Source organism: Bradyrhizobium sp. 62B (genome assembly GCF_030272265.2).
In the GTDB taxonomy this organism is placed as follows: domain Bacteria; phylum Pseudomonadota; class Alphaproteobacteria; order Rhizobiales; family Xanthobacteraceae; genus Bradyrhizobium.
This window is the reverse complement of the sequence record NZ_CP092841.2, coordinates 5,108,474-5,133,442: the sequence shown is the minus strand read 5'-3', so window position 1 is coordinate 5,133,442 and position 24,969 is coordinate 5,108,474. Positions and strand designations below refer to the sequence as shown.

General features: G+C 59.0%; 27 protein-coding genes and 4 pseudogenes. 14 read left to right on the top strand and 17 right to left on the bottom strand.

The window, feature by feature from the left end; translation table 11 throughout:
* Window positions 1–40 precede the first annotated feature (40 nt).
* From ML401_RS24445 to ML401_RS24420, 6 genes are read right to left on the bottom strand one after another with little or no spacing between them, the layout of a single operon-like run.
* Complete coding sequence (locus tag ML401_RS24445; protein ID WP_285807196.1) at window positions 41–1,147, bottom strand: NAD(P)-dependent alcohol dehydrogenase; 1,107 nt, start codon at window positions 1,145–1,147, stop codon at window positions 41–43.
* Complete coding sequence (locus tag ML401_RS24440; protein WP_285807195.1) at window positions 1,144–2,184, bottom strand: branched-chain amino acid ABC transporter permease; 1,041 nt, start codon at window positions 2,182–2,184, stop codon at window positions 1,144–1,146. Before ML401_RS24440 ends, ML401_RS24445 begins: the two co-directional genes overlap by 4 nt.
* Window positions 2,184–3,086 (bottom strand): branched-chain amino acid ABC transporter permease, encoded by a 903-nt coding sequence (locus ML401_RS24435; RefSeq protein WP_285807194.1) that lies wholly within the window; start codon window positions 3,084–3,086, stop codon window positions 2,184–2,186. Before ML401_RS24435 ends, ML401_RS24440 begins: the two co-directional genes overlap by 1 nt.
* Window positions 3,086–3,811 (bottom strand): ABC transporter ATP-binding protein, encoded by a 726-nt coding sequence (locus ML401_RS24430; RefSeq protein ID WP_285807193.1) that lies wholly within the window; start codon window positions 3,809–3,811, stop codon window positions 3,086–3,088. The genes ML401_RS24435 and ML401_RS24430 overlap by 1 nt, the downstream gene beginning before the upstream one ends.
* Window positions 3,808–4,563, bottom strand: a complete 756-nt coding sequence (locus ML401_RS24425) for an ABC transporter ATP-binding protein (RefSeq protein WP_285807192.1) — start codon at window positions 4,561–4,563, stop codon at window positions 3,808–3,810. The genes ML401_RS24430 and ML401_RS24425 overlap by 4 nt, the downstream gene beginning before the upstream one ends.
* 11 nt (window positions 4,564–4,574) lie before the next feature.
* Complete coding sequence (locus tag ML401_RS24420) at window positions 4,575–5,882, bottom strand: ABC transporter substrate-binding protein (protein ID WP_285807191.1); 1,308 nt, start codon at window positions 5,880–5,882, stop codon at window positions 4,575–4,577.
* Window positions 5,883–5,964: 82 nt separating this feature from the next.
* On the opposite strand from ML401_RS24420, the gene ML401_RS24415 reads away from it, so the two are divergent.
* Window positions 5,965–7,884 carry a sigma-54-dependent Fis family transcriptional regulator gene (locus ML401_RS24415; protein ID WP_285807190.1) on the top strand — a complete coding sequence of 640 codons (1,920 nt, stop codon included), beginning with the start codon at window positions 5,965–5,967 and terminating at the stop codon, window positions 7,882–7,884.
* A 243-nt stretch (window positions 7,885–8,127) separates the two neighbouring features.
* Here ML401_RS24415 and ML401_RS24410 read toward each other — a convergent pair whose 3' ends face one another.
* Entirely contained in the window at window positions 8,128–8,355 is a 228-nt protein-coding gene (locus ML401_RS24410) for a helix-turn-helix domain-containing protein (RefSeq protein ID WP_285807189.1), read from the bottom strand.
* 195 nt (window positions 8,356–8,550) lie between these two features.
* On the opposite strand from ML401_RS24410, the gene ML401_RS24405 reads away from it, so the two are divergent.
* From ML401_RS24405 to ML401_RS24370, 8 genes and pseudogenes are all read left to right on the top strand, one after another.
* A complete protein-coding gene (locus ML401_RS24405; RefSeq protein ID WP_285807188.1) occupies window positions 8,551–8,823 on the top strand; it encodes a DUF2285 domain-containing protein in 273 nt (90 codons plus the stop codon).
* Window positions 8,824–8,988: 165 nt separating this feature from the next.
* Window positions 8,989–9,183 carry a transcriptional regulator domain-containing protein gene (locus tag ML401_RS24400; RefSeq protein ID WP_285807187.1) on the top strand — a complete coding sequence of 65 codons (195 nt, stop codon included), beginning with the start codon at window positions 8,989–8,991 and terminating at the stop codon, window positions 9,181–9,183.
* A gap of 79 nt (window positions 9,184–9,262) precedes the next feature.
* Window positions 9,263–9,760, top strand: coding sequence for a DUF2285 domain-containing protein (locus tag ML401_RS24395; protein ID WP_285807186.1), 498 nt, complete (start codon window positions 9,263–9,265; stop codon window positions 9,758–9,760).
* 134 nt (window positions 9,761–9,894) lie between these two features.
* On the top strand, window positions 9,895–10,176 hold the full coding sequence (locus tag ML401_RS24390) for an AlpA family transcriptional regulator (protein WP_008561544.1): 282 nt from the start codon (window positions 9,895–9,897) through the stop codon (window positions 10,174–10,176).
* Window positions 10,177–10,198: 22 nt separating this feature from the next.
* A pseudogene (locus ML401_RS24385) lies at window positions 10,199–10,300 on the top strand (RepA replication protein); the annotation flags it as partial.
* Between the two features lie 259 nt (window positions 10,301–10,559).
* Window positions 10,560–10,787: a hypothetical protein gene (locus ML401_RS24380; RefSeq protein ID WP_285807185.1), complete on the top strand. Its 228-nt coding sequence runs from the start codon at window positions 10,560–10,562 to the stop codon at window positions 10,785–10,787.
* A 626-nt stretch (window positions 10,788–11,413) separates the two neighbouring features.
* Window positions 11,414–12,601 (top strand): hypothetical protein, encoded by a 1,188-nt coding sequence (locus ML401_RS24375; protein WP_285807184.1) that lies wholly within the window; start codon window positions 11,414–11,416, stop codon window positions 12,599–12,601.
* A 1,681-nt stretch (window positions 12,602–14,282) separates the two neighbouring features.
* The gene (locus tag ML401_RS24370; RefSeq protein WP_285807183.1) at window positions 14,283–14,762 is read left to right on the top strand and encodes a phytanoyl-CoA dioxygenase family protein; all 480 of its coding nucleotides are present in this window, start codon (window positions 14,283–14,285) and stop codon (window positions 14,760–14,762) included.
* A 212-nt stretch (window positions 14,763–14,974) separates the two neighbouring features.
* Here the strand turns inward: ML401_RS24370 and ML401_RS24365 are convergent, their stop codons facing one another.
* The 3 genes from ML401_RS24365 to ML401_RS24355 form a co-directional block, all read right to left on the bottom strand.
* Entirely contained in the window at window positions 14,975–15,265 is a 291-nt protein-coding gene (locus ML401_RS24365) for a hypothetical protein (RefSeq protein ID WP_285812813.1), read from the bottom strand.
* Between the two features lie 310 nt (window positions 15,266–15,575).
* Entirely contained in the window at window positions 15,576–15,857 is a 282-nt protein-coding gene (locus tag ML401_RS24360; RefSeq protein ID WP_285807182.1) for a hypothetical protein, read from the bottom strand.
* 22 nt (window positions 15,858–15,879) lie between these two features.
* Complete coding sequence (locus tag ML401_RS24355; protein ID WP_285807181.1) at window positions 15,880–16,095, bottom strand: hypothetical protein; 216 nt, start codon at window positions 16,093–16,095, stop codon at window positions 15,880–15,882.
* A 203-nt stretch (window positions 16,096–16,298) separates the two neighbouring features.
* Between ML401_RS24355 and ML401_RS24350 the strand changes: the two genes are divergently transcribed.
* Window positions 16,299–16,505 carry a hypothetical protein gene (locus ML401_RS24350; protein WP_285807180.1) on the top strand — a complete coding sequence of 69 codons (207 nt, stop codon included), beginning with the start codon at window positions 16,299–16,301 and terminating at the stop codon, window positions 16,503–16,505.
* Window positions 16,506–17,440: 935 nt separating this feature from the next.
* Here the strand turns inward: ML401_RS24350 and ML401_RS24345 are convergent.
* Together ML401_RS24345 and ML401_RS24340 are read right to left on the bottom strand one after the other, a co-directional pair.
* Window positions 17,441–17,896: a hypothetical protein gene (locus ML401_RS24345; protein ID WP_285807179.1), complete on the bottom strand. Its 456-nt coding sequence runs from the start codon at window positions 17,894–17,896 to the stop codon at window positions 17,441–17,443.
* Window positions 17,897–18,200: 304 nt separating this feature from the next.
* Window positions 18,201–18,350: a hypothetical protein gene (locus ML401_RS24340; RefSeq protein ID WP_285807178.1), complete on the bottom strand. Its 150-nt coding sequence runs from the start codon at window positions 18,348–18,350 to the stop codon at window positions 18,201–18,203.
* 1,306 nt (window positions 18,351–19,656) lie between these two features.
* On the opposite strand from ML401_RS24340, the gene ML401_RS24335 reads away from it, so the two are divergent.
* Window positions 19,657–20,286 (top strand): DUF2939 domain-containing protein, encoded by a 630-nt coding sequence (locus ML401_RS24335; RefSeq protein ID WP_285807177.1) that lies wholly within the window; start codon window positions 19,657–19,659, stop codon window positions 20,284–20,286.
* Window positions 20,231–20,878: pseudogene (locus tag ML401_RS24330) on the top strand (transposase); the annotation flags it as partial. The gene ML401_RS24335 and the pseudogene ML401_RS24330, both read left to right, overlap by 56 nt.
* A gap of 134 nt (window positions 20,879–21,012) precedes the next feature.
* Here the strand turns inward: ML401_RS24330 and ML401_RS24325 are convergent.
* The 5 genes from ML401_RS24325 to ML401_RS24305 form a co-directional block, all read right to left on the bottom strand.
* Window positions 21,013–21,657 (bottom strand): FMN-binding negative transcriptional regulator, encoded by a 645-nt coding sequence (locus ML401_RS24325; protein ID WP_285807176.1) that lies wholly within the window; start codon window positions 21,655–21,657, stop codon window positions 21,013–21,015.
* 244 nt (window positions 21,658–21,901) lie between these two features.
* Entirely contained in the window at window positions 21,902–22,255 is a 354-nt protein-coding gene (locus tag ML401_RS24320; RefSeq protein WP_285807175.1) for a nuclear transport factor 2 family protein, read from the bottom strand.
* A 51-nt stretch (window positions 22,256–22,306) separates the two neighbouring features.
* Window positions 22,307–23,077, bottom strand: a complete 771-nt coding sequence (locus tag ML401_RS24315; protein WP_285812731.1) for an enoyl-CoA hydratase/isomerase family protein — start codon at window positions 23,075–23,077, stop codon at window positions 22,307–22,309.
* 107 nt (window positions 23,078–23,184) lie between these two features.
* A complete protein-coding gene (locus ML401_RS24310) occupies window positions 23,185–23,400 on the bottom strand; it encodes a hypothetical protein (RefSeq protein ID WP_285807174.1) in 216 nt (71 codons plus the stop codon).
* An 89-nt stretch (window positions 23,401–23,489) separates the two neighbouring features.
* Window positions 23,490–23,735 (bottom strand): hypothetical protein, encoded by a 246-nt coding sequence (locus ML401_RS24305; protein WP_285807173.1) that lies wholly within the window; start codon window positions 23,733–23,735, stop codon window positions 23,490–23,492.
* A gap of 413 nt (window positions 23,736–24,148) precedes the next feature.
* Here ML401_RS24305 and ML401_RS24300 point away from each other — a divergent pair.
* Both ML401_RS24300 and ML401_RS24295 read left to right on the top strand, forming a co-directional pair.
* Window positions 24,149–24,373: pseudogene (locus tag ML401_RS24300) on the top strand (transposase); the annotation flags it as partial.
* Window positions 24,364–24,963, top strand: a pseudogene (locus ML401_RS24295) (transposase); the annotation flags it as partial. The pseudogenes ML401_RS24300 and ML401_RS24295, both read left to right, overlap by 10 nt.
* Window positions 24,964–24,969 lie beyond the last annotated feature (6 nt).

Here is a 24,969-nt window from a genome sequence, read left to right as displayed (position 1 = left end):
TCCTTTCAGGCCAGCTTGCGCTGGTGAGTGGCTAGGCGGTTCATTGAGGAAAGCGAACGACGGGCTTGAGGGCCTTGCCGTGCTCGGCGTCGTGGATCGCGTCGTTGATCTTCTCGAAGGGATAGAAGCTGATCAGCTTGTCAAACGGAAAACGACCCTGCTTATAGAGCTCGATCATCCGGGGGATGAACACGTCGGGATTGCTTTCGCCTTCGACGATGCCATGGATTTTCCGACCCGCGGTCATGATGTCGGTGACGTTAACGGCCACCTCCGAGCCCGCGGGCGAGGCGCCGACGAATCCACAGGTGCCGCGGGGCGCCAACGCGTCGATGGCCTGCCGGAGTACCGTAAGCACTCCCGTGGTTTCGAAGGTATAATCCGTGCCAGCCCCTCCAGTGATCTTGCGGATTTCCTCGACGACGTTGCCCGTTCTCGCGTTGATCACGTGCGTGGCTCCGAGCTCGCGGGCCAAGGCAAGGCGTGCCTCGTTCAGATCAACGGCGATGATCGTGCCAGCACCGACAAGGCGGGCGGCCATGATGGCGCTCAGGCCGACCGACCCCGAGCCGATTACTGCCAGCGATTGTCCCATGCCGACTTTGAGCGCATTGATGATGGCGCCGGCCCCAGTCTGGATACCGCAGGCGAGTGGCCCGAGCAGCTCGAGTGGCACGTTGTCCGTTACTTTCACGATATTGCGTTCATGGCAGACGGCATGGCTTGCGAACGAAGATTGTCCGAAGAAATTGCCGTGAATTCGCTCACTGCCTGTCGAGAGAGCGCTTGAGCCATCCGGCCGCTGGCCCGCGAAGTTGTGCTCAAAGAAATTGTAGCAGTAGCTAGGTATGTGCTCGGCGCAGCTCGCGCAGTGGCCGCAGGAGTTGAAAGTCATCACTACGCGGTCGCCGGGCTTCACCTTGGTTACGGCCGAGCCCACGCCTGCGACGATACCCGCACCCTCGTGCCCGAGTACGATCGGTTGAGGTACCGGATAGGCCTGGTCACGCATGGCAATATCGGTGTGGCAGATGCCCGTTGCCACCAGCTTGACCAGGATCTCGTCAGCGCGGGGCGGGGCGAGGTCAAGAGTCTCCAGCGACATCGGTGCGGCCGGAGCGCGGGCGACCGCGGCTGAAATCTTCATGGTAGAATCTCCTCGGAGGACTTTGTGGATACCAACGAATGGGAGTGGCCGTTGAAGCGCAGCAGATAGCCGATAGGCAGAAGCTGGTAGCCGGTGCGGTGGCCGAAGGCGCCGTACAGGCCGCGCGGCAGGAAGAGAGACATCGCAAGTGCGGTTGCGCCGAGGCCGATGAGGTACCAGACGCCAGTCCCCCCGAAGACGGATTCGATGATAAAGAAGATCACCGCACCGAGAATGGCTCCTTCGAAAGTGCCAAGACCGCCGACGAGCACCATGAAGATCATGTACGAGGTCCACTGCACACTGAAGTACGTCTTCGGCTGAAACGAGATTGCTGTTGCGAGCCAAACCGAGCCGGCGATGGCTGCCCCCGCTGCAGCGAACACGAAGATGATGCGCTTTACTGTGCCGACACGGACGCCGACCGAGCTCGCTGCGTCTTCATTGTCTCGGATCGCCTGCAGAGCCGCGCCTGCGGATGAACGAAGCAGCAGGAAAAGCGAGACCAGCACCACTGCAACCGCGGTCAGGGCCATCCAGAACGTGTAGGCGGTCCGGTGCGCGACGGTGTAGGCGTTGAGGGCGATCAGCGATGTACCCGTTTCGCCCTGGATCAGAGGATCAAGATTAATCAAGAGGTGGAACAGTTCTGCTAGTACCCACATGCCGATGGCGAATTCGCCGGCCCTCAATCGCAGCATGGGCACGGATAGCGGAATAGAAAGCAGGCCGACCGCCAGCGGCGCGGCAAGCACGGCCAGGTAGACGTTCATGCCATAGTTCGAAAGCCGGATGGTGACGTAGGCCCCGAGCCCGAAGAAGGCCTGCTGTCCGATCGAAACCAGTCCGCCAAAGCCAGCAAGCGCGTTCCACGTGGCGGCCAGAACGATATAGAGGAACAGGGTCGTAAGCCGATCGAGTACGGCGGGACTTCCTGCGAACGGAAGGAACGCCAGCACGACAAGCAGGGTGGCGCTCGTCCACATGGCGAGAATGGACGCGCGCGTCCAACGAGTGACGGTGATCGTTTCGTTCATCACGCAGCTGCTTTCGGCGTCATGATTAGGCGCCAGCGATCGACAAGACGTCCAAAGGATGTGCGCGCCACCAGGACGATCAGGAACACGGCATGCCCTGCAATCAGAAAACCTTGAGGGTTGAGCTGGGCGCCGACACTTTGCGCAACGCCGAGCACAATTCCGCCGATCAGAGTGCCCCATAGCGAACCGGTGCCGCCGATCACGGCCGCCTCGAAAGCGAAGATCAATTGGGGACCACCCGAATACGGGTTGAAGGTGGCGCGCATGGCCAGCGTCGCCCCCGCGATGCCGACCGTGACCATGGCGATCGCGGTAGCGTAGATGTTGATGCGTCCGGCATCGATGCCGACGAGGCCTGCCGTGTCCCGGTCCGCAGCAGTCGCGCGGATGGCGCGCCCAAGATGCGTCCGTGACAGGAACACCTGCAGTCCGCCGATCAGCGTTACGGCTGCGAGGAAGATATAGGCGGCGAGTTTGCCGACGAAGACGCCGTTCGGCAGCTCCCAGGATTCGTAAGACAGATCGTCGATGTAAGGTGCAAGCGAACGCGTATCGGCACCGAACTGCTCAAACAGGATGTTGTCGATGCAAATCGAAAGACCAAAGGTCGACAGTACCGGAATCAGGAAGCCGGCTCGTGTCGACCGATCGAGCACCAGCCCCTGGAAGGCGACCCCGGTCAAGGCCATGGCGGGTAAGACGACGATCCAACCGTACAGCGGCGATATTCCTGTGTATTCAGCCATCGCCCAAAGGCCAAATGCTGCTGCAACGGCAAAGCTTCCATGGGCCAGGTTGATCACGCCCATCACGCTGAACATGAAGGAAAGACCGCAAGCGATCAGGGCATAGTAGCCGCCGAGTAGGGCGCCCTGGAAAATCTGCTCGAACCAGACCATCAATGCACCCCCTCGGTCTGATTGCGGTCGAGCCCGAAGTAAGCCTCGGTGATGCGGTCGCGCTGGAGTTGCTTCGCTTCGCCTTCCAGTGCCAAGCGACCCTCGAGCAAGCAGATAATGCGGTCGGCAACGGAGAGCGCTCGATCGAGGTTCTGCTCAACCAGCATGATGGTCGTGCTCGCCGCAATCAGTTTTGATATTGCTGCGTAGACAAGATCGACCGCTGCCGGCGATAGTCCGAGCGAAATTTCGTCGAGAAGCAGCAACTTCGGGTTGGTCATCAAGGCCCGCCCGATTGCCACCGCCTGTTGTTGACCACCAGAGAGGTTTTTTGCGAGTGAATTCCGGATCGGCTGGAGCTGCGGCAGCGCCTCCAGCACGCCGTCGAGGGTCCAGGCACCGGGGTTGCGCGCAGCGCGGCCCAGCAGCAGGTTCTCGGTGACTGAGAGTTCTTCGAAAAGACGTCGGCCTTCGGGAACCAGCGCAATTCCTTGGCGCACCCGACGATGCGATGGCACTTGCGTAACGTCTGCGCCATCGAAGCGGATCGTGCCCCTAACCGGCAGGTGCGCGCCAGCGACGGCGCGCAGCAGGGTCGTCTTGCCGGCGCCATTGGCACCGACAAACGCCACCGTCTCGCCGCGGGCGACGTCGAACGAGACGCCCCGCACGGCGTGTAACAGTCCGTGACGGACCTCTAAGTCTCGGACCGATAACATGCTCATCCGACAGCACTCCCGAGATAGGCCCGCACCACGTTCGGATGCTGCATCACATCCTCCGGCCTGCCGTCCGCGATGATGCGGCCGTTGTCCATGCACACCAGCCGCTCCGTCACTTGCACCAGCACATGGACGATGTGTTCGATCCAGACCAGGGCGATGCCTCGTGCCCGCAATTTCTTGATGGTGCCGACGAGTTCGTTAGCCTCGCCATCGGTCAATCCGCCGCCGATCTCATCGAGCAGCAAGACCGAGGGATCGGTCGCAACTGCCCGCGCCAACTCGAGTCGCTTGCGGTCAAGCAGGCCGAGCGTCTCGGCGCGGCGGTTGGCAATCCGAACCATCCCGGTTAGCCGCAGGGTCTCGATCGCTGCATCGTGGGCGTCGCGACCGCGCTTTCCCCCGCCTTGGTGTGCGGCCACCAGGACATTCTCGAAGACCGTCATACCGCCGAAGGATTTCGGAACCTGATGAGTGCGGGCGATCCCCAATCGGCAACGGTCGGCGGCGGATAACGGAGTGATGTCGCTGCCGTGGTAAATCACGGCACCAGTGGTCGGTTCAAGCGCGCCCATGAAAACGCTCAGCAGCGTCGTTTTGCCGGCGCCGTTTGGTCCCACGATGCCGACTGCCTCATCGGCAGCCACCGTGAAATCGATGCCGTTCAACACCGCGAGCGCTCCGAATTGCTTGCGGATGCCGCGTGCTTGAATGGCTGCAGCACCGCTGCCGTCTGCGTTGCGAACCTCGGACAATGTCGACCTGCTCAGCTGAAGGGCAGCAGCTTGGTCTGAACGGGAACGTTCCGGTCAGTAGCGTTGTCGGTGATCACGTAGTCCAGCTTGAACTTGCTTCCGGCCGGCGCCTTGACCCACTGAGAACCGATGATTGGTCCGGACGATACGTTCGGCACCGGTCCCGAAGAGAAATTGACCGCTCCCCCGATCGTCGTCATGTTCAATTGCGACAGCGACTTGGCGACCACATCCTTCTTCTTGGGATCGGATGCCCGCTTGAGAGTCTCAAAACCCGCATCGAGCAGCGACAATGTCGCCCCGAGCTGCTGCGTCCACTGCTTGCCGGAGGCTTTCTCGTACCCATCTGCGAGGTCCGTTCCGGTCACGCCCGTCAGCGAGGACTTATATGGAAAAGCCTTGTGCCAATAGCATGCACTGGCGACGCTGAAGCCGAGATTGCCGAGTACCTCGATGTCGCTGGGGAACAGCCCGGTTTTCGCTACCTGGCAGATCTTCACCATCTTGGTGTAGCCCTGCTGAGCGGCCTGACGCCAGAAGGCCGCGAAGTCCGGAGGGATCGGGAAGGTATTGAATATTTCGCACCGTTCCCTCTTGAACAAGGCGATTTGTGCCGAGTAGTCCGTCGTGCCGTCCTCATAAGGGCCGGGATCGATGATGGTGAAGCCTTGTTTTGCGATCAGCGGAGCGAGATTGGCGCGGATCGCGTTGCCATCGGCGTCGTTCGGGTAGAGTACGCCGACCTTCTTGTTGGTCTTCACGTCGCCGTTCCACATCGAGATGTAGGTCCGGTAGAACTCGTCGACACCGAAGCCAAAATGATACGTCCACCTGAAAGGCGATGGCTGGCCTGGTTTGGCGCCGCGTCCGAAGTAACAGGCTTCCCACGGCATCACTGTCGAGAGGCACGGCACGCCGGCGGCCTCGCAGGCGTCTGAGACTGGGTTGATGACCTCCGGAGTCGAGATCGCCAGCATCATGTCGACGTTGTCGCCGGTGATCAGTCCTTTGGCGAGTTGGCTCGCGCGCGAAGGATCCGACTGAGTGTCCTTGTCGATGACCTCCACCTTGTAGGTCTTGCCGTCGATCACGAGCCCCTTCGCCAGCGTGGCGCGCGCATGCTCGAGCACATAGCCATCGGTCTGACCGAAGCCGGCAAGCGGACCGGTTCGTGGACTTACGAAGCCTATCCGCAGGACGTTTTCGCTGTCCGAGGCGTACGCGCCGTAAGGATTTGCGAAGGTCACGCCAGCGGCGCCCGCGACGCGAAGAACGTCGCGCCGTGACAAACCCGGATTGCTGCTCTTGAAGCCAGACATGTTTCCCCCTGCGCTGCTCGAACGGCAGTGATTGGTTGGTTAAAGGCAGGACAAAGGACAGCAACAGGCGTGCCAGCGGGCCTTGAAATCGAAATTGTTGTTGTCTTTCAATTATTTGAGCTGCGGGCTCCGGCCTCAGTCCGCTGCCGTGGAATGCGAAATTGCTCTTTTGATCAATTTTGAATACTCATTTGATAAACCGCATGATCTAGAGAGAACGGCGCGACACGTGAAAAAGCCCGAACGAATTTCCCTGGCTGCGATCAAGGAGCGGAAGGCACTCTTAGGTACGAGCGCAGACCTCGACGAAGGCGCATCACCTACGGTCCGCGAGCTCTCTGAGACCCTCTTCTTTTCGCCAGGCGACGGCCGCATCTGGCTCAACGACCAGCGGATGATCATGATGCACTGCGCGTCGTTCGGGACGCTGCGGCAGGAGATGATCGAGTCCATGGGGGTCGAGCGAGCGCGCGCCATTTTGACGCGAGCGGGCTTCGCGTCGGGCGTTCGGGACGCGGAATTGATCCGAAAGCGATGGCCGAATAGTCACCCCTCGACGGTCTTCGCCGCCGGCCCGCGATTACATTCTCTCGAGGGCATCGTAAAGGTCGAACCAGTCCGTTTCGACTTCGACATCGGCGCCGGTTCCTTCTATGGCGAATTCCTGTGGCACGACTCTTCGGAAGATGAAGAGCATGTACGTCTGTACGGCGTCGGGACCGAGCCCGTTTGCTGGATGCAAATCGGATATGCGAGCGGCTATGCCACCTCGTTCATGGGAAAAATGATCGTCTACCGAGAGGTCGAGTGCAGAGCCATGGGGCAGTCTATGTGCCGCAACGTGGGGAAGCCGGCAGGCGAGTGGGACAACAGCGAGGAGGATCTAAGGTACTTCAACGCCGATCTGTTCGAGCGATCGCTGAGCCGCCCCCGATCCGCGGGGGCAGTCGCGCAGCAACCAAGGGCCGAGAGGCAGGCGGCTGACAGCACGAATCTCGTCGGGGCTTCGGGCTCCTTCAATGTTGCACGACACCTGGTCGCGCAAGTTGCCTCAACCGACGCAACGGTGCTGTTCATCGGTGAATCCGGTGTCGGTAAAGAGATTTTTGCGCGAACGCTGCATCGCGTGAGCAAACGGTCTGCCAAACCGCTCATCGCTCTCAATTGCGCAGCCATCCCGGACAGCCTCATCGAGGCGGAGTTGTTCGGCGTCGAAAAAGGTGCCTATACAGGCGCGACTGCCTCTCGGCCTGGTCGCTTCGAGCGGGCCGCCGGCGGAACGCTGTTTCTCGACGAGATCGCGTCGCTCAGTCTGATCGCGCAGGGTAAGCTTCTCCGTGCGATCCAGGAGCGTGAGGTCGAGCGGGTCGGGGGTACGAAGACGATCGCGACGGACGTTCGGATTCTTGCGGCTACTAACCAGGATCTCCGAGACGAAGTTCGCGCTGGCCGTTTCAGAGAGGACCTTTACTTCCGCCTGAATGTCTTCCCGATCACTATTCCGCCCCTGCGAGAACGTCGCGATGACATTCCTCTGCTGATGGAGGCGTTCATCAATCGATACTGCGCAGCGCACGGCAAGCAGATCACAGGCTTCTCACAACGCGCTGTGGAAGCCTTGCTTAGCTATGACTATCCCGGGAATATTCGAGAACTCCAAAATATCATCGAGCGGGCTGTAATCCTCACTGCTGACGGCGAAGCCGTCGGAGTATCAAGTCTATACCTCGGCGACGCGGGGACCAGAAGTTCTGCGCTTTCAGTTGGACGTGCAGGACGATTGATCGACGGCATGACCGTCGCGAAATATTCGGAACACAGTCAACAGGCCGCAGCCAGGGCGACGCCTCGCCGAACGTTTTCATTTGCAGAACATGAGTCAGAGATCTACGCGGCGGCACTTGCATCTGCAAACGGCAACGTTTCTGCGGCAGCACGGGCGATCGGACTTTCGAGAGCCCAATTGGCGTATCGATTGAGAAAATTCGAAATCACCGCTTGACTTAGTGGGAGCCCCGTAGCCCCAGCCCGATGTCAGCTTGTGTTTCTTAGGGACTGTTTCGGTTCTGATTGTAGAAGGCTATCATCGGCTGCGGGCATGCTCGCGTTCGCTTTTACGTATCGCATGCCGCCCATCTTGCTGAATCCGAGCACAGCTCGATCGCGCAGCTCTTGTATGAAGTGATCGAGTAAGGGCTCCCGTTCGGTCGGTCCAGCGGGGCGGCTCCGGCTGGCTTGAGGCGCCTTACGATTTGTTAAGCCGCGCCGCCTTTTTTAGCAGGTCTGCCGGTTCGACTCCTAGTGCGTCAGCAATTTGCCCGAGCACCGTGACGCTTGCTGACACATCGCCGCGCTCAATGGCTCCGACGTAACGGGCGCTCAAACCCGCGCGCTCGGCCAGCGCTTCCTGCGTCATTTGTAGGTCGTGGCGCTTCCGACGCAGATTCACCGCCATGATCTCTTTGAGATCCATGGCATATGGGAACTTAGCCGGAACGATCGTTCTAGGAACGATCGTTCCTATTCGTGCCCAAACATGCTATTTGCGTTTGCGACGTGAAGGTCGACCAAGCCTCGGTCGCCGAGAGATCGAGCTTCGCACAGACGGCGCCGGTCTGGATTGCGACGAAACCATGGCGTAGTTTATAGGCGTTCTAAAGCCGGTATAATGCAGAAGCTCTCGTTAGATTCAGACGTCGCGGACTGTGCGCCAAACGAACCGGCGCTGACGGCCTATGACGAACAGCATGTCGTCACGTATGTCCGCCTGTTGCAGGCGGAAAGTGAGGGGGCGGACTGGCATGAAGTTGCTCGAGTGGTCTTGCATATGGACCCCGAGCGAGAGCCGGAGCGTGCGCGAATCGCATATGAGAGCCATCTTGCGCGCGCCAAATGGGTAACGGCGCAGGGGCGCCTCTTGCGTGGCACCGGCCCGAAATAGAAGAAATTGACTGCTGGCGACTCGTTTGGAGCATCTGTTTTCCTTCGCTGGCGGGTGGGTCGTTCCAGTGCACCGCGTGGTGCCAAATTAGGAGCTTCCTACAACCGTTTGGTTCATACCTATTGCGACGCAATCTTTGTTGGTTGTGTGCAATGGGTCAGAGCAATGCCTGAATTCGACTGGCGCTCGCCGGAATCCTACAAGAGCCTTCAAGACGCGGATATCACCGACATCGCTTGGGAATGTCTCCGCCGCAACACCGAATATCGGCGTGAGTACAAGGTGATGATTGCCAATAGTCCGGGCGGCGAAGTAACCGCAGACTTCAGGAGGAGGTGGGGCATCTCCTTTCGCTCATGACCCACAAAGGTCCTTCGACGAGCAGACGATCTTTTGGGCGCCTGAGGTTCTAGCGGTCGTCGTTCCGGTCACGGTCGCGGTGGCCGACGATGGCAAGGCGCAATCTCAGCCACTGCTCGACCTCGCAGGCGGCGAGGTGCGTCGCGCTGCCGACGGCTGGCATGCCGTGCTGCGCATCGGTTCGGCGGATCACCGTGTCTGGTCCAAGGACCCGCCAGTGCTTGGCGCGTCGTATGCGGCCGAACTGCCGTTCGACTTCGATTTCGACGCGCGCGCATATGCAGCCCGTCGGCTGTGGCGCGCAATGAATGGACGCGCTCCCGGGCCTCCCTTTTACCGGCTATCTAAGCAGCGCCGCGAACGCTTGAGCGCCGCGATCCGCGCGCTCGATGCGCACGGCGCCGGCGGTACTTATCGCGTTATCGCCGAAGCGCTGTTCGGCAAAAAGCGCATTCCCGATCGCGCCTGGAAGACGCATGATCTGCGCAATCGAACGATCCGCTTGGTGCAGGGTGGACTCGCGTTGATGCGCGGTGGCTATCGCAAACTCCTGAGGCCCGGGCGCAAGGACGAGTAGCATGGCCCACAAAGGGTGCCGGAAATCGTCCCCCTAAGGTTCGGCATCCCCCTCCGATATCGCGCTTCTCCATGATGACCGCACACGCGCTTGGCCTCGCTAAGCGTCGTGCGCTGTCCTCCTGGAGGTCTCAAATGCCCGATCCGATGGCCGGTCTTCCCCCGCGCTTCCTGCGTACACCGGAGGCCGCGCGCTATCTTGGCCTGTCCGGCCGCACGCTCGAAAAGCACCGCACCTACGGTACCGGGCCGACATATCGGAAGATCGGCGGACGTGTCGTCTACGCGGTGGATGACCTGAAAGCGTGGGCCGATCGCGGCGCCAAGACGTCGACCTCCGATCCCGGGAAGGGGACCGTGCTGCCTGCAAAGAAGCATCCCGCGCTGCGCCCGTATGCGGGCCAGGAACGTCGCTGATTGCCGCGAAAGAGCAGTGACCATGCGGCGCAAGCAGCATTCCGAGCGCGATCAGCTCGAGCTGTTTCGGGCACTGCCCGGCGATCTCGCGCCCCGCGATGCGCAGGATCTGATGGCCTACCCGCGCGAGGGCGGAAACGTCCTACCGGACGGCCCCTCCGTAACAGAGGGTACTTGGCGACATACCCGCGCAATCGCGGAAAGTTGCGAACCCGCGCGCGAACGCGGCAACGATGAGCATCTGCGCATCTGCGGGATATGCTATTGTCCTTGCCGTCAGCGGCAAATCCAACGCTCCTCCGTTTCGCCAGAATGGTTAATTTGGACCCCTGGTTTGACGCCTGTCCCGATCCGCATATCTGCCGATCACGACTAGACAGAGGGTGAGCGGCATCGACCGCACCAGTCCCACCGATCCCCAAAACCAACTTCAGAAAATCGCCGAGAACGACGACCGCAAACGGCGAGAGGCAGTGCTGTGTCCGTACGGGATCGGCTCCACGGCCTGGCTGACCGCGAGCTCGACCACCGCCGACGATCCTGCAAGCCGGATCGGCGGCGTGACGCGTTGTCCTGCCCGACAGCTCATTGCTATCGCCACAAGCGGATGAGCACCGCCCGGCGGGGTCGCTAAAACGGAGGCATCCCACGCAAAGGGGCGGTTCCCCCATGCGTCGTAGATCTCCTTCGCAAAAAGTCTGTTCGATCCTGATTTCTGCGAGCCGGGCCGAAGTGCCGGCAAGCGCCGGACACGAGTGGGTGCCCAGTTGATCCCGCAACAGCGCTCACCGCACCTGCGACGTCCCAAGCTGCGGGACAGACCGGAACAGGTCCGGCCCGAGTTCCCTTCGCTCATAAAGGTGACACGCTGATCTCGTCCGGTCGGGGAGCCGTAAGCGGTGGAGCTTTGTCTTTCGTGCAGCGGCAAATGGCGCAAATTGTCGACCTCTTTTACCGAGTTCCCCAAGTCTCGGATCGGGCGCTCAAAGTGCCTGCTAGAACCTATTTTAAACCCTCTTCAGCGGCCAGCCATTTTTCAAACACTGTGATCTAGGCCACTCGCTCTGGGCTCCAAACCTGCTAATCTTACTTTAGTTTTAACGTTCCCATTTGAGCGAGTGATTATCATGGCTAACACTGCGCCCATTGTGACAGTCGGAGATCACAGTCTGCTGCACGACAATGGCAACGCATATTTCCATGGATTACGTATTCGGATGCTGATGGCAATCCCGCTGTGAAATATCAATTTTGGGACGGCGGAACGGGTACAACGAGCGCTTATTTTTGGACACCAAACAATTCGCACTGGTCGGCTAATACAACGATTGAGGTAACCGCCGCCGACGTTTCCGAGTTTTGGGTGCGCGCGGGCTCCAGTGGTCAATCCGAGACGATGTGGGTTCGAGCTTTCGACGGCACGGCGTGGAGCAATTGGGACTCGTTCACGCTCACGACGGTGCCGAATACGCCTCCAGTGGTCGCCGTCAACGATCAAGTCATTCATGTAGATAATTGGGCTCAAGTTTCCAACTGGATCAATTACACTGATGGAAACGGAGATGCTGCAACGAAGTACCAGTTTTGGGACAGTGGGACGGGGATCAGCAGCGCCTATTTCTGGACGCCCGATAATTCCCATTGGGCCGCAAATGCGGTCATCGAAATGTCGGCCGCCGAACTCTCGAACGTTTGGGTAAAGGGTGGGAACGCGACGGGAAGCGAAACACTTTGGGTGCGCGCCTTCGATGGCTATGACTGGGGAAACTGGGACTCGTTCACCTTGAATTCAACGAACGCTGCTCCTGTGGCGACTATTGCTGATCATTCGGCTCACACCGATCAATGGGTCAAGATCGATAGCTGGCTGACCGCGACGGATTCCGACAACGACGCGATAACTGTATACCAATTTTGGGACAGCGGTACGCCCGCTACGAGCGGCTACTTCTGGACTCCCGCAAACAGCCATTGGTCCGCGAACACTGTGATCGATGTATCTGCGTCCGATATCGGCAACGTGTGGTTACGTGGTGGCTCTGCGGTTGGTTCAGAAACTCTCTGGGTCCGTGCGTTTGACGGCCACGCATGGGGATTGTGGGACACCTTTACCTTTAATACCACTGTAAACACAGCACCCGTTGCTGCCATCAGCGACCAAAACCTGCACGTCAACGCGTGGACCAAACCTCAGGATTGGCTGAGCACGACGGATGCTGAAGGCGATACGATTACGGACTACCAGTTTTGGGACGGCAGTAGCGGCGCGGGCTCTGGTTACTTTTGGACGCCCGATAATTCTCATTGGGCCGCCAGTACAACTATCAATGTTTCCGCTTCCGAGCTTCCCAACTTATGGATTCGTGCAGGTTCATCGGTTGGTGCTGAAATGATGTACGTACGAGCGTTTGACGGCGCGTCTTGAAGCAGTTGGGACAGTTTTAACCTTTCGTCGACGAACGCCGCTCCAGTCGCATCGATAGGCGATCATAATCTCTCGGCCAATCAATGGGCCCAACTGGTCAATTGGACGTCCGTTTCGGATGCGGACGAAGATGCGATATCGAAGTATCAGTTTTGGGACGGTAACGCCGCCGCGAATAGCGGGTATTTCTGGACACCTGAAAATTCGCATTGGGCGGCAAGTACTACAATTGAGGTCGACGCGTCAGACCTAAGTGATGTGTGGGTCCGAGCAGGAGCCGTCGCCGGATCTGATACAATGTATGTGCGTGCCTTTGATGGCACGGCTTGGAGCAATTGGGACTCGTTCGTCCTCACCGTTTGATCCTGAGGCTTTTTGGCCAGCGTTCAACTAGCCGGGTATATGACGCGAGACGCCGGTTAATGCTGGCGGACCTTTATGCTACGATTGGCGCGCGGCCAGTAACCCAGCCGCTATCCTAGTTACTTTGCCCCGTCGGTTCCCTGCCGGCGGGGTTTTCTAGACTAGCCCTCATTGATGGTTGTCTTCATGATGATCTTCCGAAACCCGCGAGCGATCCTCATCTCGATGGCCGCCTGGGCTTGCTTCGGTTTGATGACGTGGTTGCTAGCGAAGGTGTGGGGCGTCCTGTATGCTCTTGGCGGCTGACGTCTAGGACGATAGGTCTAGCCCGTCCTTTCAAGCTGGCGGGCCACCCCATGTCAATAGCGGGAGCGGCAAGCCCCACCGTAGTAGTCGAAACCTTCAGGGCAGACGGCAGAGCCGCTCCGAGTCCAGCGTGGACGGACCATCTGGCTGCCGCGTCCATAGCTTTCTCGATAGCTCCCGTACCCGCGGGGCCAGCAGGCACCGCGCCTGTAGTCATGTCCTTCGGGACAAACGGCTGAGCCGTCATATGTCCATTGGGGCCGCACTTGCGCAGATGCGGCGTCAAAGGACCCGAGCGCCGCCATGGCTACGAACGTCGTCGCGAGCGTTAGCTTCATGATCATTCCTCCGGGCAGATCAACTGCCTGGAGTTCCGGTGGTTCCGGTAGCTCCCCGGCGGAATGGCTTCGGACACCGGTCATGCTCGCGGACCGTCTATTGCCGCGTCTCCGCCCAGCTAGTTTAATGCCACTCCTCATTAGGGAGGTTGGAATGCATAAACTGATCGGCATATCCGTGCTTGCCGTTGCCCTCGCGCTTGCAGGTTGCGGAAGAGATCCGGGCCCTAAGGGAGAGCCGGGACCACAGGGACCTGCAGGACCGCAAGGTGCTCAAGGCATTCAAGGCGTACCAGGTCCTCAAGGACCTGCTGGCGCGCAAGGCCCCCAAGGTCCGGCGGGCCCTAAAGGCGACAAGGGAGACAAAGGCGAACCAGCGCCGGTCAATATCCGGGCGGTGCAAGCTGACGGGGCCGTCAACTGTGACAACAGCGAAACACTAGTGTCAGTACTTTGCCCAAGCGGCGGAACTGCGGATGGCACTAAGTGTGGGACCTCGCCGACGGTTGGTCTCTGCATGAAGAAATGACGCGCTGCGGTCTCTGTGCTACGATCCTGACGCGGCGCCTAACTTGGCCGCAATCTCAGGAACTCACCCCGTCGGCTCCCAGGCTGGCGGGGTTTTTCTCGGACGAATGGAGGTTTTTCGATCGGTCCACGCTGGAGGACCGAACTTGGCTGTGGCGTTGCTGCAACAGTCTGCCCTCGGTAGCCGTGTTATTTTCCTCGTGAGTCAAGGCGAAGGGATCACGATGGTACATGATCGAGATGACATTACTCGGCTCGAGCGCGACGGCTATGTCGTGCTGGAGGGAATCCTGCCGGCTGATCAAGTGGAGCAAGCGCGACAAGAACTCGCAGTTCTGTTCGATCAGGATGCGCAGTCTCGCGCGTCTGCTGGTCTCATCGAACCGTACCGGTCCGATGGTCCGATCGGCGCAACGATCCTGACCAAGCCCAGCCATTTGGCATTGGACGTGTACAATCGCAGTCCCGCGTTCGATGCCCTCTTAGAACAAATGCTGACGCACCCCCGCGTGAGAAGCGTCGTCTCTGCTTGGAGCGGCCCGGCTACGCGCGCGGGCGCGTACTGGTCCCGAAATGCCCGGCGCGCTCATTTTGAAAATCGGCCACGCCTTGCGGCGACTACATAAAGGGACATTACCTTGCTCGGGACCGGAACCTAACATTCGCTGACAACGCAGATCCTTTTTTTAGGGGCCTGCATAATTGCGCCAGAGGCGCACGCTCTCAATTCACCCGGCCCGAGGATACTTGCTTTCATTGGCTTTACTTCGGTTTTAAGCGCCGAGCCTCTTTTTCGTACGCCGCTTAGGCTCAACGGTGAACAGAGCCCGGTCAAGCGCTACGGTCTCGTTCCGCTGTCGGTCTCTTGAGCCGCATCGGTAGGAATGAGGTAGTTGGTACCATCAAGCTCGATGCCGCCACCTGCGGCGACGGCGCCGGCGAAGACTGGGCCATCGATGCTCCACACGATGGTGGGTAGTGGTTGCCACTGCCAGAACAGCAAGATCGAGCTAAGGCTCGCGAGCAAGACGAAGGTGCTGCGCTCGACGGCCGGAGAAAAGAAACGCGCAAAGAAAGACTTGAAAGCGCGTCGTGCCATCCCGCTATGCTGCACAGCGAAGATCGACATCAGCGCGAGGTCGTGGGAGGTCCGAGAAGGGTGAGACGCGCGAAGGCCGCAGCGGGGATTTATTTCGCTGCGGCCCGCGCCTGTCCAAAAATCCGGGTGAAAACCACTAAGTGAGATATGAAGTCAGCCCCGGTAAGCAGCAGCCTAATCACGACAAAACAGCAAGGCGAATCGTTTTTCGCAAGTTCCGAATACGAAACTGTAGGATCATTAACGTGCATTGAGGGAGGCCGCCGGGGCGGCTAGCTGGCGGGCCTCACCTCTGACGAGAGCCGCGTATGTCCCCCACGGCCCCATCCCAACAGCAACACTAACAGACTTTCGCATTGGCGGACCAAGATCGAGCCGGGTCGCGCCGGAATATGCTTAGGTCCAGGGCCGCGCCGATCGTGCGGAACGTCGCGGCGTCGGTCGCAGGAGTTGTCGCCAGGGCGCTCCTGCGACCTTCAATTTTGATTTCGTGCTGGGGGTCTTCTCTCGGCGACTTGATCGGCCAACTCACATCGGAGCCATCGTCCCACAGACCGCGCACCCACCATCCAATGGCGAGGCCAACGATTGTTCCGACTATAAGACCTGCCAGCGTGCCCATGCAGCAATCCTGATCGACTGTTTCATTTCCAGACGGGCGCACTTGTCCGATTGCGTTCGCTCCTTGCGATTTTCTTCGCGATCTCCTCCGCTTCCTTCTTGCTCGGCACGCCGCTGATTGAGCGCCGGCCGGGGTTCTCATCGAACTGCACGAAAGTTGAGACGCGGATCTCGTAGCGATGGTTTAGGCCATCGTCATCAGAGCAAATCAGGCGGACGTGGGTGTATGGCTCGGACATGCCCGTATCGAGACGAGCCGCGCTCCAAAGTCAAATTATCGATTCCTGGTGGTGCGGAGCTAGGGCTAGATACTACGTGTCGTGGGCGTCGACCCGCCTAGAATTTCGCGGAGAAGTTAACTTAATCGCAAGGTCTATTGTGCGGAGAGGTTCCTTTCCATTACAAGGTGGTTGGTCTCATAGGTCAGTAGCGCTCAAGAGTTATGATTACGTACAAACAGTATCACATCCAGCGCGTTGAGCGCGGCCCTCAACGCTGGGTTGCCCGCATCACTCGAGCGGACGGCAAGAACATCCGTACGATTTTGCCTACATCTGAGCACCCTTATCTCGACACAAAGCCGACCTCGTCGGGCGAGGAAGCAGAGAAGCTCGCGAAGGAAGGCATCGACTACGGCGGCGTCGTTTAAAACGCCGCACCTACGACGAGCCCTAGCGTCTCAGTTAGCTCGTCCTGTTCACTCTGGCGAGCTACTCTGCTACGATCAGCCCGTGGCCCCTAACCCGGGCCGCAATCTCAGGAACTCGCCCCGTCGGCCTTCCCCAAGGCCGTCGGGGTTTTTATTGAGGCCTGCCGGTCCGTGCCGGCGTGCTATAAGCCGCCCGTGAGGCAGGTCATCACCGTTCAAGTCTGGCGGCTGAGACGGTCGACGGGTTCTTTTGCTGGGGGCGGCTACTGCTGAGATGCGCAATCGTAAAACACTAACATTGACTGTGGTCTGCGCTCTCGCCTGTGCCACTCCATCAATCGCCTTGGCTCAACAATCTGTCGCTCCCGGTTGGAGCAAAACGGGCTCCGTAATTTGTCCCGACGGATACGATTATTCTGACACCGAGCGCTTGTGTTGGGAAGCCGAAGAGCTCAAGCGACGCAAGTCCAACCAAGAAACTGCGGCCATCGTTTTCTTACTCATCACCGGTTTGGGTACCATTGCTGGCATCTACCTTGGGCTGAGAAAGATAGAGCGAGAGGAAAGAGCCGTCTAACTGCCACAAGAGGCCCGCCGGTTCACGCTGGCGGGCCCTTCGTCGTTAGCTAGACTTCAGTAGTCGGACGGCCCGTTTGCATTTCGCACGATCTGCCACATCCCTTGCAGATGTTGGTCGACGAAGTTGCGTGCGGTCTCTCGGATCAAAGTGTTGAGCTCGTCGTCGGGATCTCCATTCGCCGTGCTGGCTAGGTTGAGATTCCCGTCAATCCACTCGCTTATTCCTTGCAGGGCCTCTTATTACTCACCAACGATAGAACGGTGTGCAGTGCGGCTGCGGCCAGCATGCCGGCCCCGACAACCTGTCCCTGCAACGCCACAAAGGGTCTCTGCCTTTCGTCCATGTGAATTCACCTCTAGCCGGGATCAGTGGCTGCAATTTGAATCGGATTATACATTTGTTGCTCGCAGTCATCCATGATCACTGACTGTCGCGATCCTTTGTAATCTTCATTGTCGAAAAAGACTGAAAAGATGTAGCGCGGTCGATCAGCCGGCGCGCTCACCTCTCGCAAGCAAACATAGTATGGGCCTGGGCCGCGATCGCTCTTTCTTAGCGCAGAGACCTCGACGGGCTGCTTTAATTTCGCATCCTTCACTAGAACGCCGACGCCCTTCTGAACGGCAGTCTGACTCGGCGCCTGCACGGGCTTGGGATCAGGGATGGGCGCATCCGCGTCTACCCATACAGAAGAGCAGCCAGTTAACAGCAGACAGATCATGAGGGGGGAAGGTATGGCGACTTGCCACTTTTTCCCGTAGCCTGCCTTCAACAAGTGGTGGTGATCTTTTGGCCTGCGCTGAGCAATCATGGAGGGCCGAGATGCTGGTTGATTGTTGGGTTCGAACCTTAGTCTGGGCCCTGGACAATATCATCCGCCTGGCCCGCCTAAATCAGCAGAAACATCAAATGCAGCTTTCCGATGAGCAAATCCGGGCGGGTTGGCGGATCGGTGAGATCGACGTGTTTGAGTGCGCATATTGCGGGAAACCTGAGCAAGTTCCCCGGTTAGATCAGTAGCTTCACCAGACGCGTCAAGAGCAGTGCCCGAAGCCATTAGGAAGGACCGCGTGGGAGGGTGGACCTGCACGGTTTTTGAGAGCGGCCTGGACGATTCAAGGAAAGCGGTCGGTCCAGTTGTGGCCGTTGCGGGTGATCAGCCGGACGGATTTGCCACTGCGCTCAACGCGCAGACGGTAGCCGTCATACTTGATTTCGCGGATCCAGTCGGTGCCGTCAGGCACGGCTGTGGCGGCCGTGGGCAAGCAGAGCTCAAAGGGTTTGTGCATAAAAGCCATTTGAGCGCTAGCGGGAAAAAGTGGAGTCCTAAGGTTGCGGCGGTTCCTCCTCGACGGGCTCACCGTGCAAATGATCAAGCGCCTCAGCAAGGTCTCGCATGTCGACTAAGGCCCCGCAACCGCGCGAAATCCTTCGCCAAGATAACTGGCGCGTTCGGGAAGCAAGGAGACGTATATTTCTTTCCGAACGGAGAGGTTTGGCATGGCCGATTGCCCAACATGCATGGTCGTCGAGCCATGATCTGCTTGATGGGATGCACGGCGGTGACGGCTGAGGTTGCGAAGAAACCTCCGTCAGTCTCTGCGGATCTTATCGCAAAACTGCCGCCTCATTTGGCGAGGCACCTTGGCGGACCGTTCCAGCCGAATGACATGAGCAATACGATTGTCGATCGGATTTATCGCGGCCGGCGCTCCGCTCCATTCTTCAGCCTCGAGATTGGTCGAGATGGGAGCGCCAGATCGCCGAGTGGATTTCAGCCCGAATTGCTGCCTGAACTATTGAGTTCAATATCGAGAGCGGCAAGCTCCACCGTAGTAGTCGAACCCTTCAGGGCATACAGCGGAGCCGCTGCGTGTCCAGCGCAGCCGGACCATCTGGCCACCAGCTCCATAGCTCTCTCGATAGCCCCCATATCCACGCGGCCAGCATGCACCGCGCCTATGGTCATGTCTTTCGGGGCAAACCGCCGAGCCGTCATAAGTCCATTGTGGTCGCACTTGCGCGAATGCCCCATCAGCCGAAAGCAAACTGGTCAGGCTACAAATGTCACCGCGAAGATGGATTTCATCTTTGTTCCTCCGCGCAACTAACTGCCAACCGTTCGACCGGTTCCGATGAACGTCAGCGGGGAAGGCAGACGCGGTACCGCGCTACGTAGTCGTAGAACGGTGGGCAAACAGCGGAGCCGCTTCGATTGCGCTGGGCCGGGACCGCGCCCGACATTGCAGACCGGGACACACAGCGTCGAATCCGTGCGACGTAATCGTAGTCTTGCGGGCAGACCGCCGAGCCCGCCCTGTTCCAAGAAGCTCGAACTTCAGGCGGCAGACTTCGATCCTCGTCGATCAACCCAGCTGAAGCTGGAGGCGCGGCCAAGCAGGCCAGGGCGATCGGCAGCATTATCCTAAGTCTCAGCATGCACCTCTCCAGGCCGGCGAATTAATGCCGAGGAGCTGAACATCTCCTGAACTATCGGCTGGGTACGTGCCAATGAGCCCTAATCTCATCACAAACAACATTCACCGGGGTGCGATCCAGCAAGGATGCCCAATGCGTTGGTTTTTCGGGTCGTTAGTTGCTTTGCTCGTCTGCCTTGGGATCTACATTGGTTCCGCGATTGTCTCTCTTGGCGGTCTGGTCCAGGCGGTCAAGGTGAGGGATAGCGCTGAAGTGATTGCACGAACAGACACGGCACGAGTCCGCAGATCCCTAGTGGACCAAATCGTCGCCGCTTACCTCAAGCAGATCGGCCGCGAGCGGCCAGTGAAGCCGTTGGAGCGGTTGGCCGCCAACAACCACGGTGCTTCCGTCGCCGACGCGATGATCGCAAAGATGTTTACCCCGGAAAACCTCATGGCCGTCTTGAGCAAGGGCGCTATCAGTGTCGGCGGAGCTGACGCTAGCATGCGGGGTCTAACCGACATCGATACAACCAAGGTCTTCGATACCTTGAAACGAGTAAGGCCGACCAAGGCAGTCGAGTCTCAAATCCTCGTCGGCGAGGCGGAAAACGAAGGAAGCATCAATCGTCACTTTGAGGGCAGCGGACGGAAGCTTTCGGGCATTCAACTTCCAACCGCAGCTGTTCAAGTCCTCGCCCAAAACCTCGCGAGGAATGCCGGGCGAAACGACGACGGCAATCCGGCAGGCGGAGGTGTTGGCCGCCAAACGCATGATTGAGCGCTCGCTCGAACGGTTCGATCTCTATCCGAACCGGCTCCTCGGTGACAGCGGCTACGGCTCGGCCGAGATGCTCGCCTGGCTGGTCTATGAGCACGGCATCGAGCCGCACGTTACAGTCTTCGACAAGTCGGCCCGCCCAGACGGGATCTTCTCGCGCGATGACTTCACCTATGACCATGCCGGAGACCTCTACCGTTGTCCCAGCGGTAAAGTTCTTACCACGGCCGGAACGCTGGTGAATGATGGCGCCACCATGCTTTACCTCGCCAGCAAGCGTGACTGTGATCACTGCGCATTGAAGTCCCGGTGTTGCCCTAAACAGCCTTCACGGAGGGTACCGCGCTCGATCTACGAAGGCGCTCGCGACATGGCGCGCCAGATCGCAAGATCATTGGAGGGCCGCACTTCGCGTCGGCTCCGCAAGAAGATCGAGATGCTGTTCGCGCACCTCAAGCGCATTCTCAAGCTCGATCGCCTACGACTGAGGGGCCCGAACGGCGCGCGTGACGAGTTTACCCTCGCAGCCACCGCTCAGAACCATCGTAAGATGGCCAAGCTGATCCCGATGCAAATCCACAGGCCCGCATAGCGGTGGACCAAGCGCTAAACCGCTTCGGGGCTGGCGCCAATACATGGGATCACTACCGCCTTTTTCAACGAAATCGGCCAAGAGTAGACATGACATGGTCGCGTCAGTAAAAAGAGGCTGCGAATGAAGGCGACCTATTCCGTCTCGTTTGCAGTTGATCGGTACGTGGACGCTTCTGCCACGATATTGGCCATCGCTGCGCCCTTCGCTGACCCCTCAGATTTAAGCCCTGCTACAACGCCCTCACGCGTCGCCGCATTATACTGCTTGCACGCCTGGCTCTTACCGACCAGGCGATCAACGTAAATTTCGATTCCGATGATGCGCTTGATGAGACCGCCCACGAAATCCGCGGGTGCTGATGACACATCCCATGGATCGGTTCTGTGAGCCTCGTGAGGCTTGGCAAGGGCGTCGAGATGTTCGAGTAACCAATGCTCGTCATCGATCAGATTGATGCGACCATAGACATGCACGACAGCATAGTTCCAGCTCGGAACCACACGACCATGTTTTGAGCGACTGCGCTGCCATCCCGGCGAGATGTAGTGGTTCGGCCCCTGAAAAACCACCAAGGCGTTTTCACCAGCGCAACGGGACCAATCGGTTGATCGGGAGGCGTGCGTTTGCAGCGTGTTGCGTTGCCGATCAATTTCAAATGGCAGGTGGTTCGCATCGAGCTGATCACCGCCGACCACGATTGTCCCGAGCGGATTTTGCCTCATAAGCTCCCAGAGGACGTCAGGGCGTGTTTCGGAAAGCAGCGTGGGAACGAACATCAAAATCTCCTGATCGACCTTTGGTATCAACCGAGGTCGCAGCACTCCATACTAAGCCGCTCCCAATCAACTACTACTGGTGTGAAATGGCTATTCCGGTTTGTGATTAGGAGCGGAATAGCAACGCGAATAATCTGCTGATAAGCGGCAGCTGGCGCCCCCCTGGTTCGGCCGCCCGCCAGCCGCACCTTCAGGTCGCGCCACACTCACTCGCAGGCGATGAGCGGTCCGAAAAATCCGACGATCAGGCATATCTTCCCGCAACTGGCGAACTCAACGAAATCAACACTGTCGGCCAGCAGCGATCCGTCAGCCAGTACCTTTCTCCAGCCGAAGCGTGCCCTGTTGTGATGTCGGTCGATGCGCGTGGTGCGCAGTATCCCGAACCGGGATAGCGAGCGAAAACGATATCGATGTGGGCCGCCAGAGCTTCTCGGCCGGTTAAGTCGATCGCAGAATCGACGTATCGAACGTCCGGTGTGAGGACCTCAGCCAGCGTCACCAATCGCTTGATCCGGTCGCGCTCATTCCACGCAGCGCAATAGCCATCAATGAGTGTATTCACATCAAAGGTTTGCCCGACTTCATTGGATGACATTGTATCTCACTCGACAGCAAAGGGAGTGGTCTTGTGCCTCGTCAGGGTCGATCATTGCGATTTTTCGGTGAACTTTCTCACGGCAACGCGGAATTCTTCCGTGAGCATGCAGCCAATGATCTTCTCCTCCTCGGCATCGAGCTGTGCCTTCGTCGCAGTGGTCGCCGCCTGGTAGAGCAGCGTCTTGGTCCCAGCAATCGCTGCAGCCGGATTATTTGCCAGCCTCCTCGCGAATTTTTTCGTTTCCGCTCTTAGCTCAGCCGTCGGGACGACCTTCGCCACAAGTCCCCATTCGAACGCCTGCTGAGCGGTAAAGCTATCTTCAGCAAGAAATATCTGGAAAGCGCGGCGTACGCCAACGGTACCCTCCATACCAACTGTAATGCCGCCGTCCGGCGACACGCCGATCTTCGCATATCCCGGCGTAAACTTCGTGTCTTCCGCGGCGATGCACAGATCAGCAATGAACGCAAGGCCCATACCCGCTCCTGCGGCCGAGCCATGCACGCTTGAGAGTGCAATCTTTGGCATCCGGCGCGCCCTCTCGATGAAAGCGTGATAGTGGTGCAGCATTTCTCCAACCACCGGCGCAATCGTGTTTGCTTCGGCCGCTGCACCAAGAGTCCGCAGGTCGCCGCCGGCTGAGAAAGCGCGTCCTTCACCTTGGATTACCACCACCTTGATGTGAGGGTTGGCTTCCACTTCTTCGCCAAGTTGCTCGAGCTTTTTCGCAGCGGCTAGGTGCACGCCTTGGGCACTCTCTCGTCGCGCGAGCGATTTGAGAGCCGACCCGAGCCGTACTGGGGCCGGATCCAGCGCCATCGGTCCGCTACGCTCGATGCTTTTGATAGCGAGAATTGCAAGCAACCGCGTGATATTCCAATGAAAGGCGGGGATGGTCGTCAGGCAATAACGAAAATCGTTACAGGTCACTGCGGAGATCGCCGTCGCCTCCGGCCATTGGTAATCAAAAGTAGAGTATCGCTCGGCTCGCCTTGGTCCAATAAAGTATCGCGTGGAGCGAAATGGAATTCTTTCATGCCGTCAAGAATTACCTGACGCTGCTCCTCGTCAACACCGTCAATGGCGATGCTCCACTTCGGCGACAGCAGCCGCGCACCCAATGTTTCAGCCGACAACGCCATGAATATGCTCCCCAGCCGGCCGCGCCGGGGCGCCTCGAAGCAGCTGACACGTCCTCCCATTCGAGCGCGACGAAGATCGTGGAGCCGTGTTATTTCAGCCAGGCTGCCTTGAGATTGAGACTATTAGCAAGCAGGTAGGGCAGAGCATCATCGGTTATCATCTGCCAGTTTCCCATCCAACTGAAATGCTTTAGCCGATCCGGGTGAGGAATTTTGCCGAGCGCTTCCAGTGGGAGATCGGTGGAATTTAGCACCAGGAACCCCGCCTTAGCTCCGAACGAAATTTCGTGTAGCGAAACGGCTGCCGTGGACTCGGAATGCTTATCAAGTTGCATTTATCACGGTGCCATCCCGCCTCCTGCCAATAAGATGAGGCATCGGTACCATACGAGCGCACACTTCAATGTTTAGCAGTTGACATTCGAGGGTAGACGACGGGGGCGGGTATTCGGCGGATCGCGCGACCGTCCAACAGAAGAAGATTGGCCGGCCAATCAATTTGAACTGACGGAATACTGGCCGCAGAACGATCGTTACTCTTCCAATTCTCGGACCCGATTCAAGCTACAACGACGCTCGTCCCGACGCCGTTTGGGGGGCGGCTCCGCCAACGTCACTTATGGGCCAAAGGCGGCTGTCGCCCGGTTGAGGGACAAGGTCAGCTATGGCCGATTCTGTTGAAAAAGGCGGCTGTTGCGACGCAGATAGATCAGTGATTCAGTCTGTCTAGTTGGCAGGACTGAAGATCATGATGGGGCATCGGCAAGTCGAGCAGGCGGCTTTGTTCTACGAGTTCTCGCTTGAGAAGCATATTCCCGCCGATCACCTGCTCAGGTCGATCGACAGGTTTGTCGACCTTCAAGAGATCAAGCGGGACCTGGCACCTTTCTACAGCAGAATCGGTCGGCCTTCGATCGAGCCGGAGCTCATGATCCGGATGCTGCTGGTCGGATACTGCTTCGGCATCACGTCGTGTTTACGCTGCGGGCCGGATCGCCGACATCGCCTACCACAACAGGGCCGCCGTCTACGATCTACTGTTCAAGGTCTCGGCCGAGACGATGCTGACGATCGCTGCCGACCCGAAGCATCTCGGCGCCCGGATAGGCATCACGTCCGCGCTGCACGCCTGGGGCTCGGCCATGACCTACCATCCGCATGTGCACATGATCGTACCGGGGCGGCGGCATCTCGCCCGATGGCCGGCGCCGGGTGTCCTTCCGACCGGGCTTTTTCCTCCCCGTGCGGGTGCTGTCACGCCTGTTCCGGAGGCTGTTCCTGAGGCGCCTCGCCGCCCTCCACCAGGCCGGGCGCCTGAGCTTCTTCGGCAACGACGTTCATCTCGCCGGAGCACACTCATTCGCAACGTTGCTTGCAGCGTCGCGCAAGACGGAATGGGTCGTCTACGCCAAGCGTTCGTTCGGCGGTCCTGAGCCCGTGCTGGCCTATCTGTCGCGCTACACTCACCGCGTTGCCATCGCCAGCAGCCGCCTAATCGCCTTCGATCAGCACGGCGTCACCTTCAGGTGGAAGGACTATCGGGTCGAAGGCCGCGGCCGTCAAAAGCGG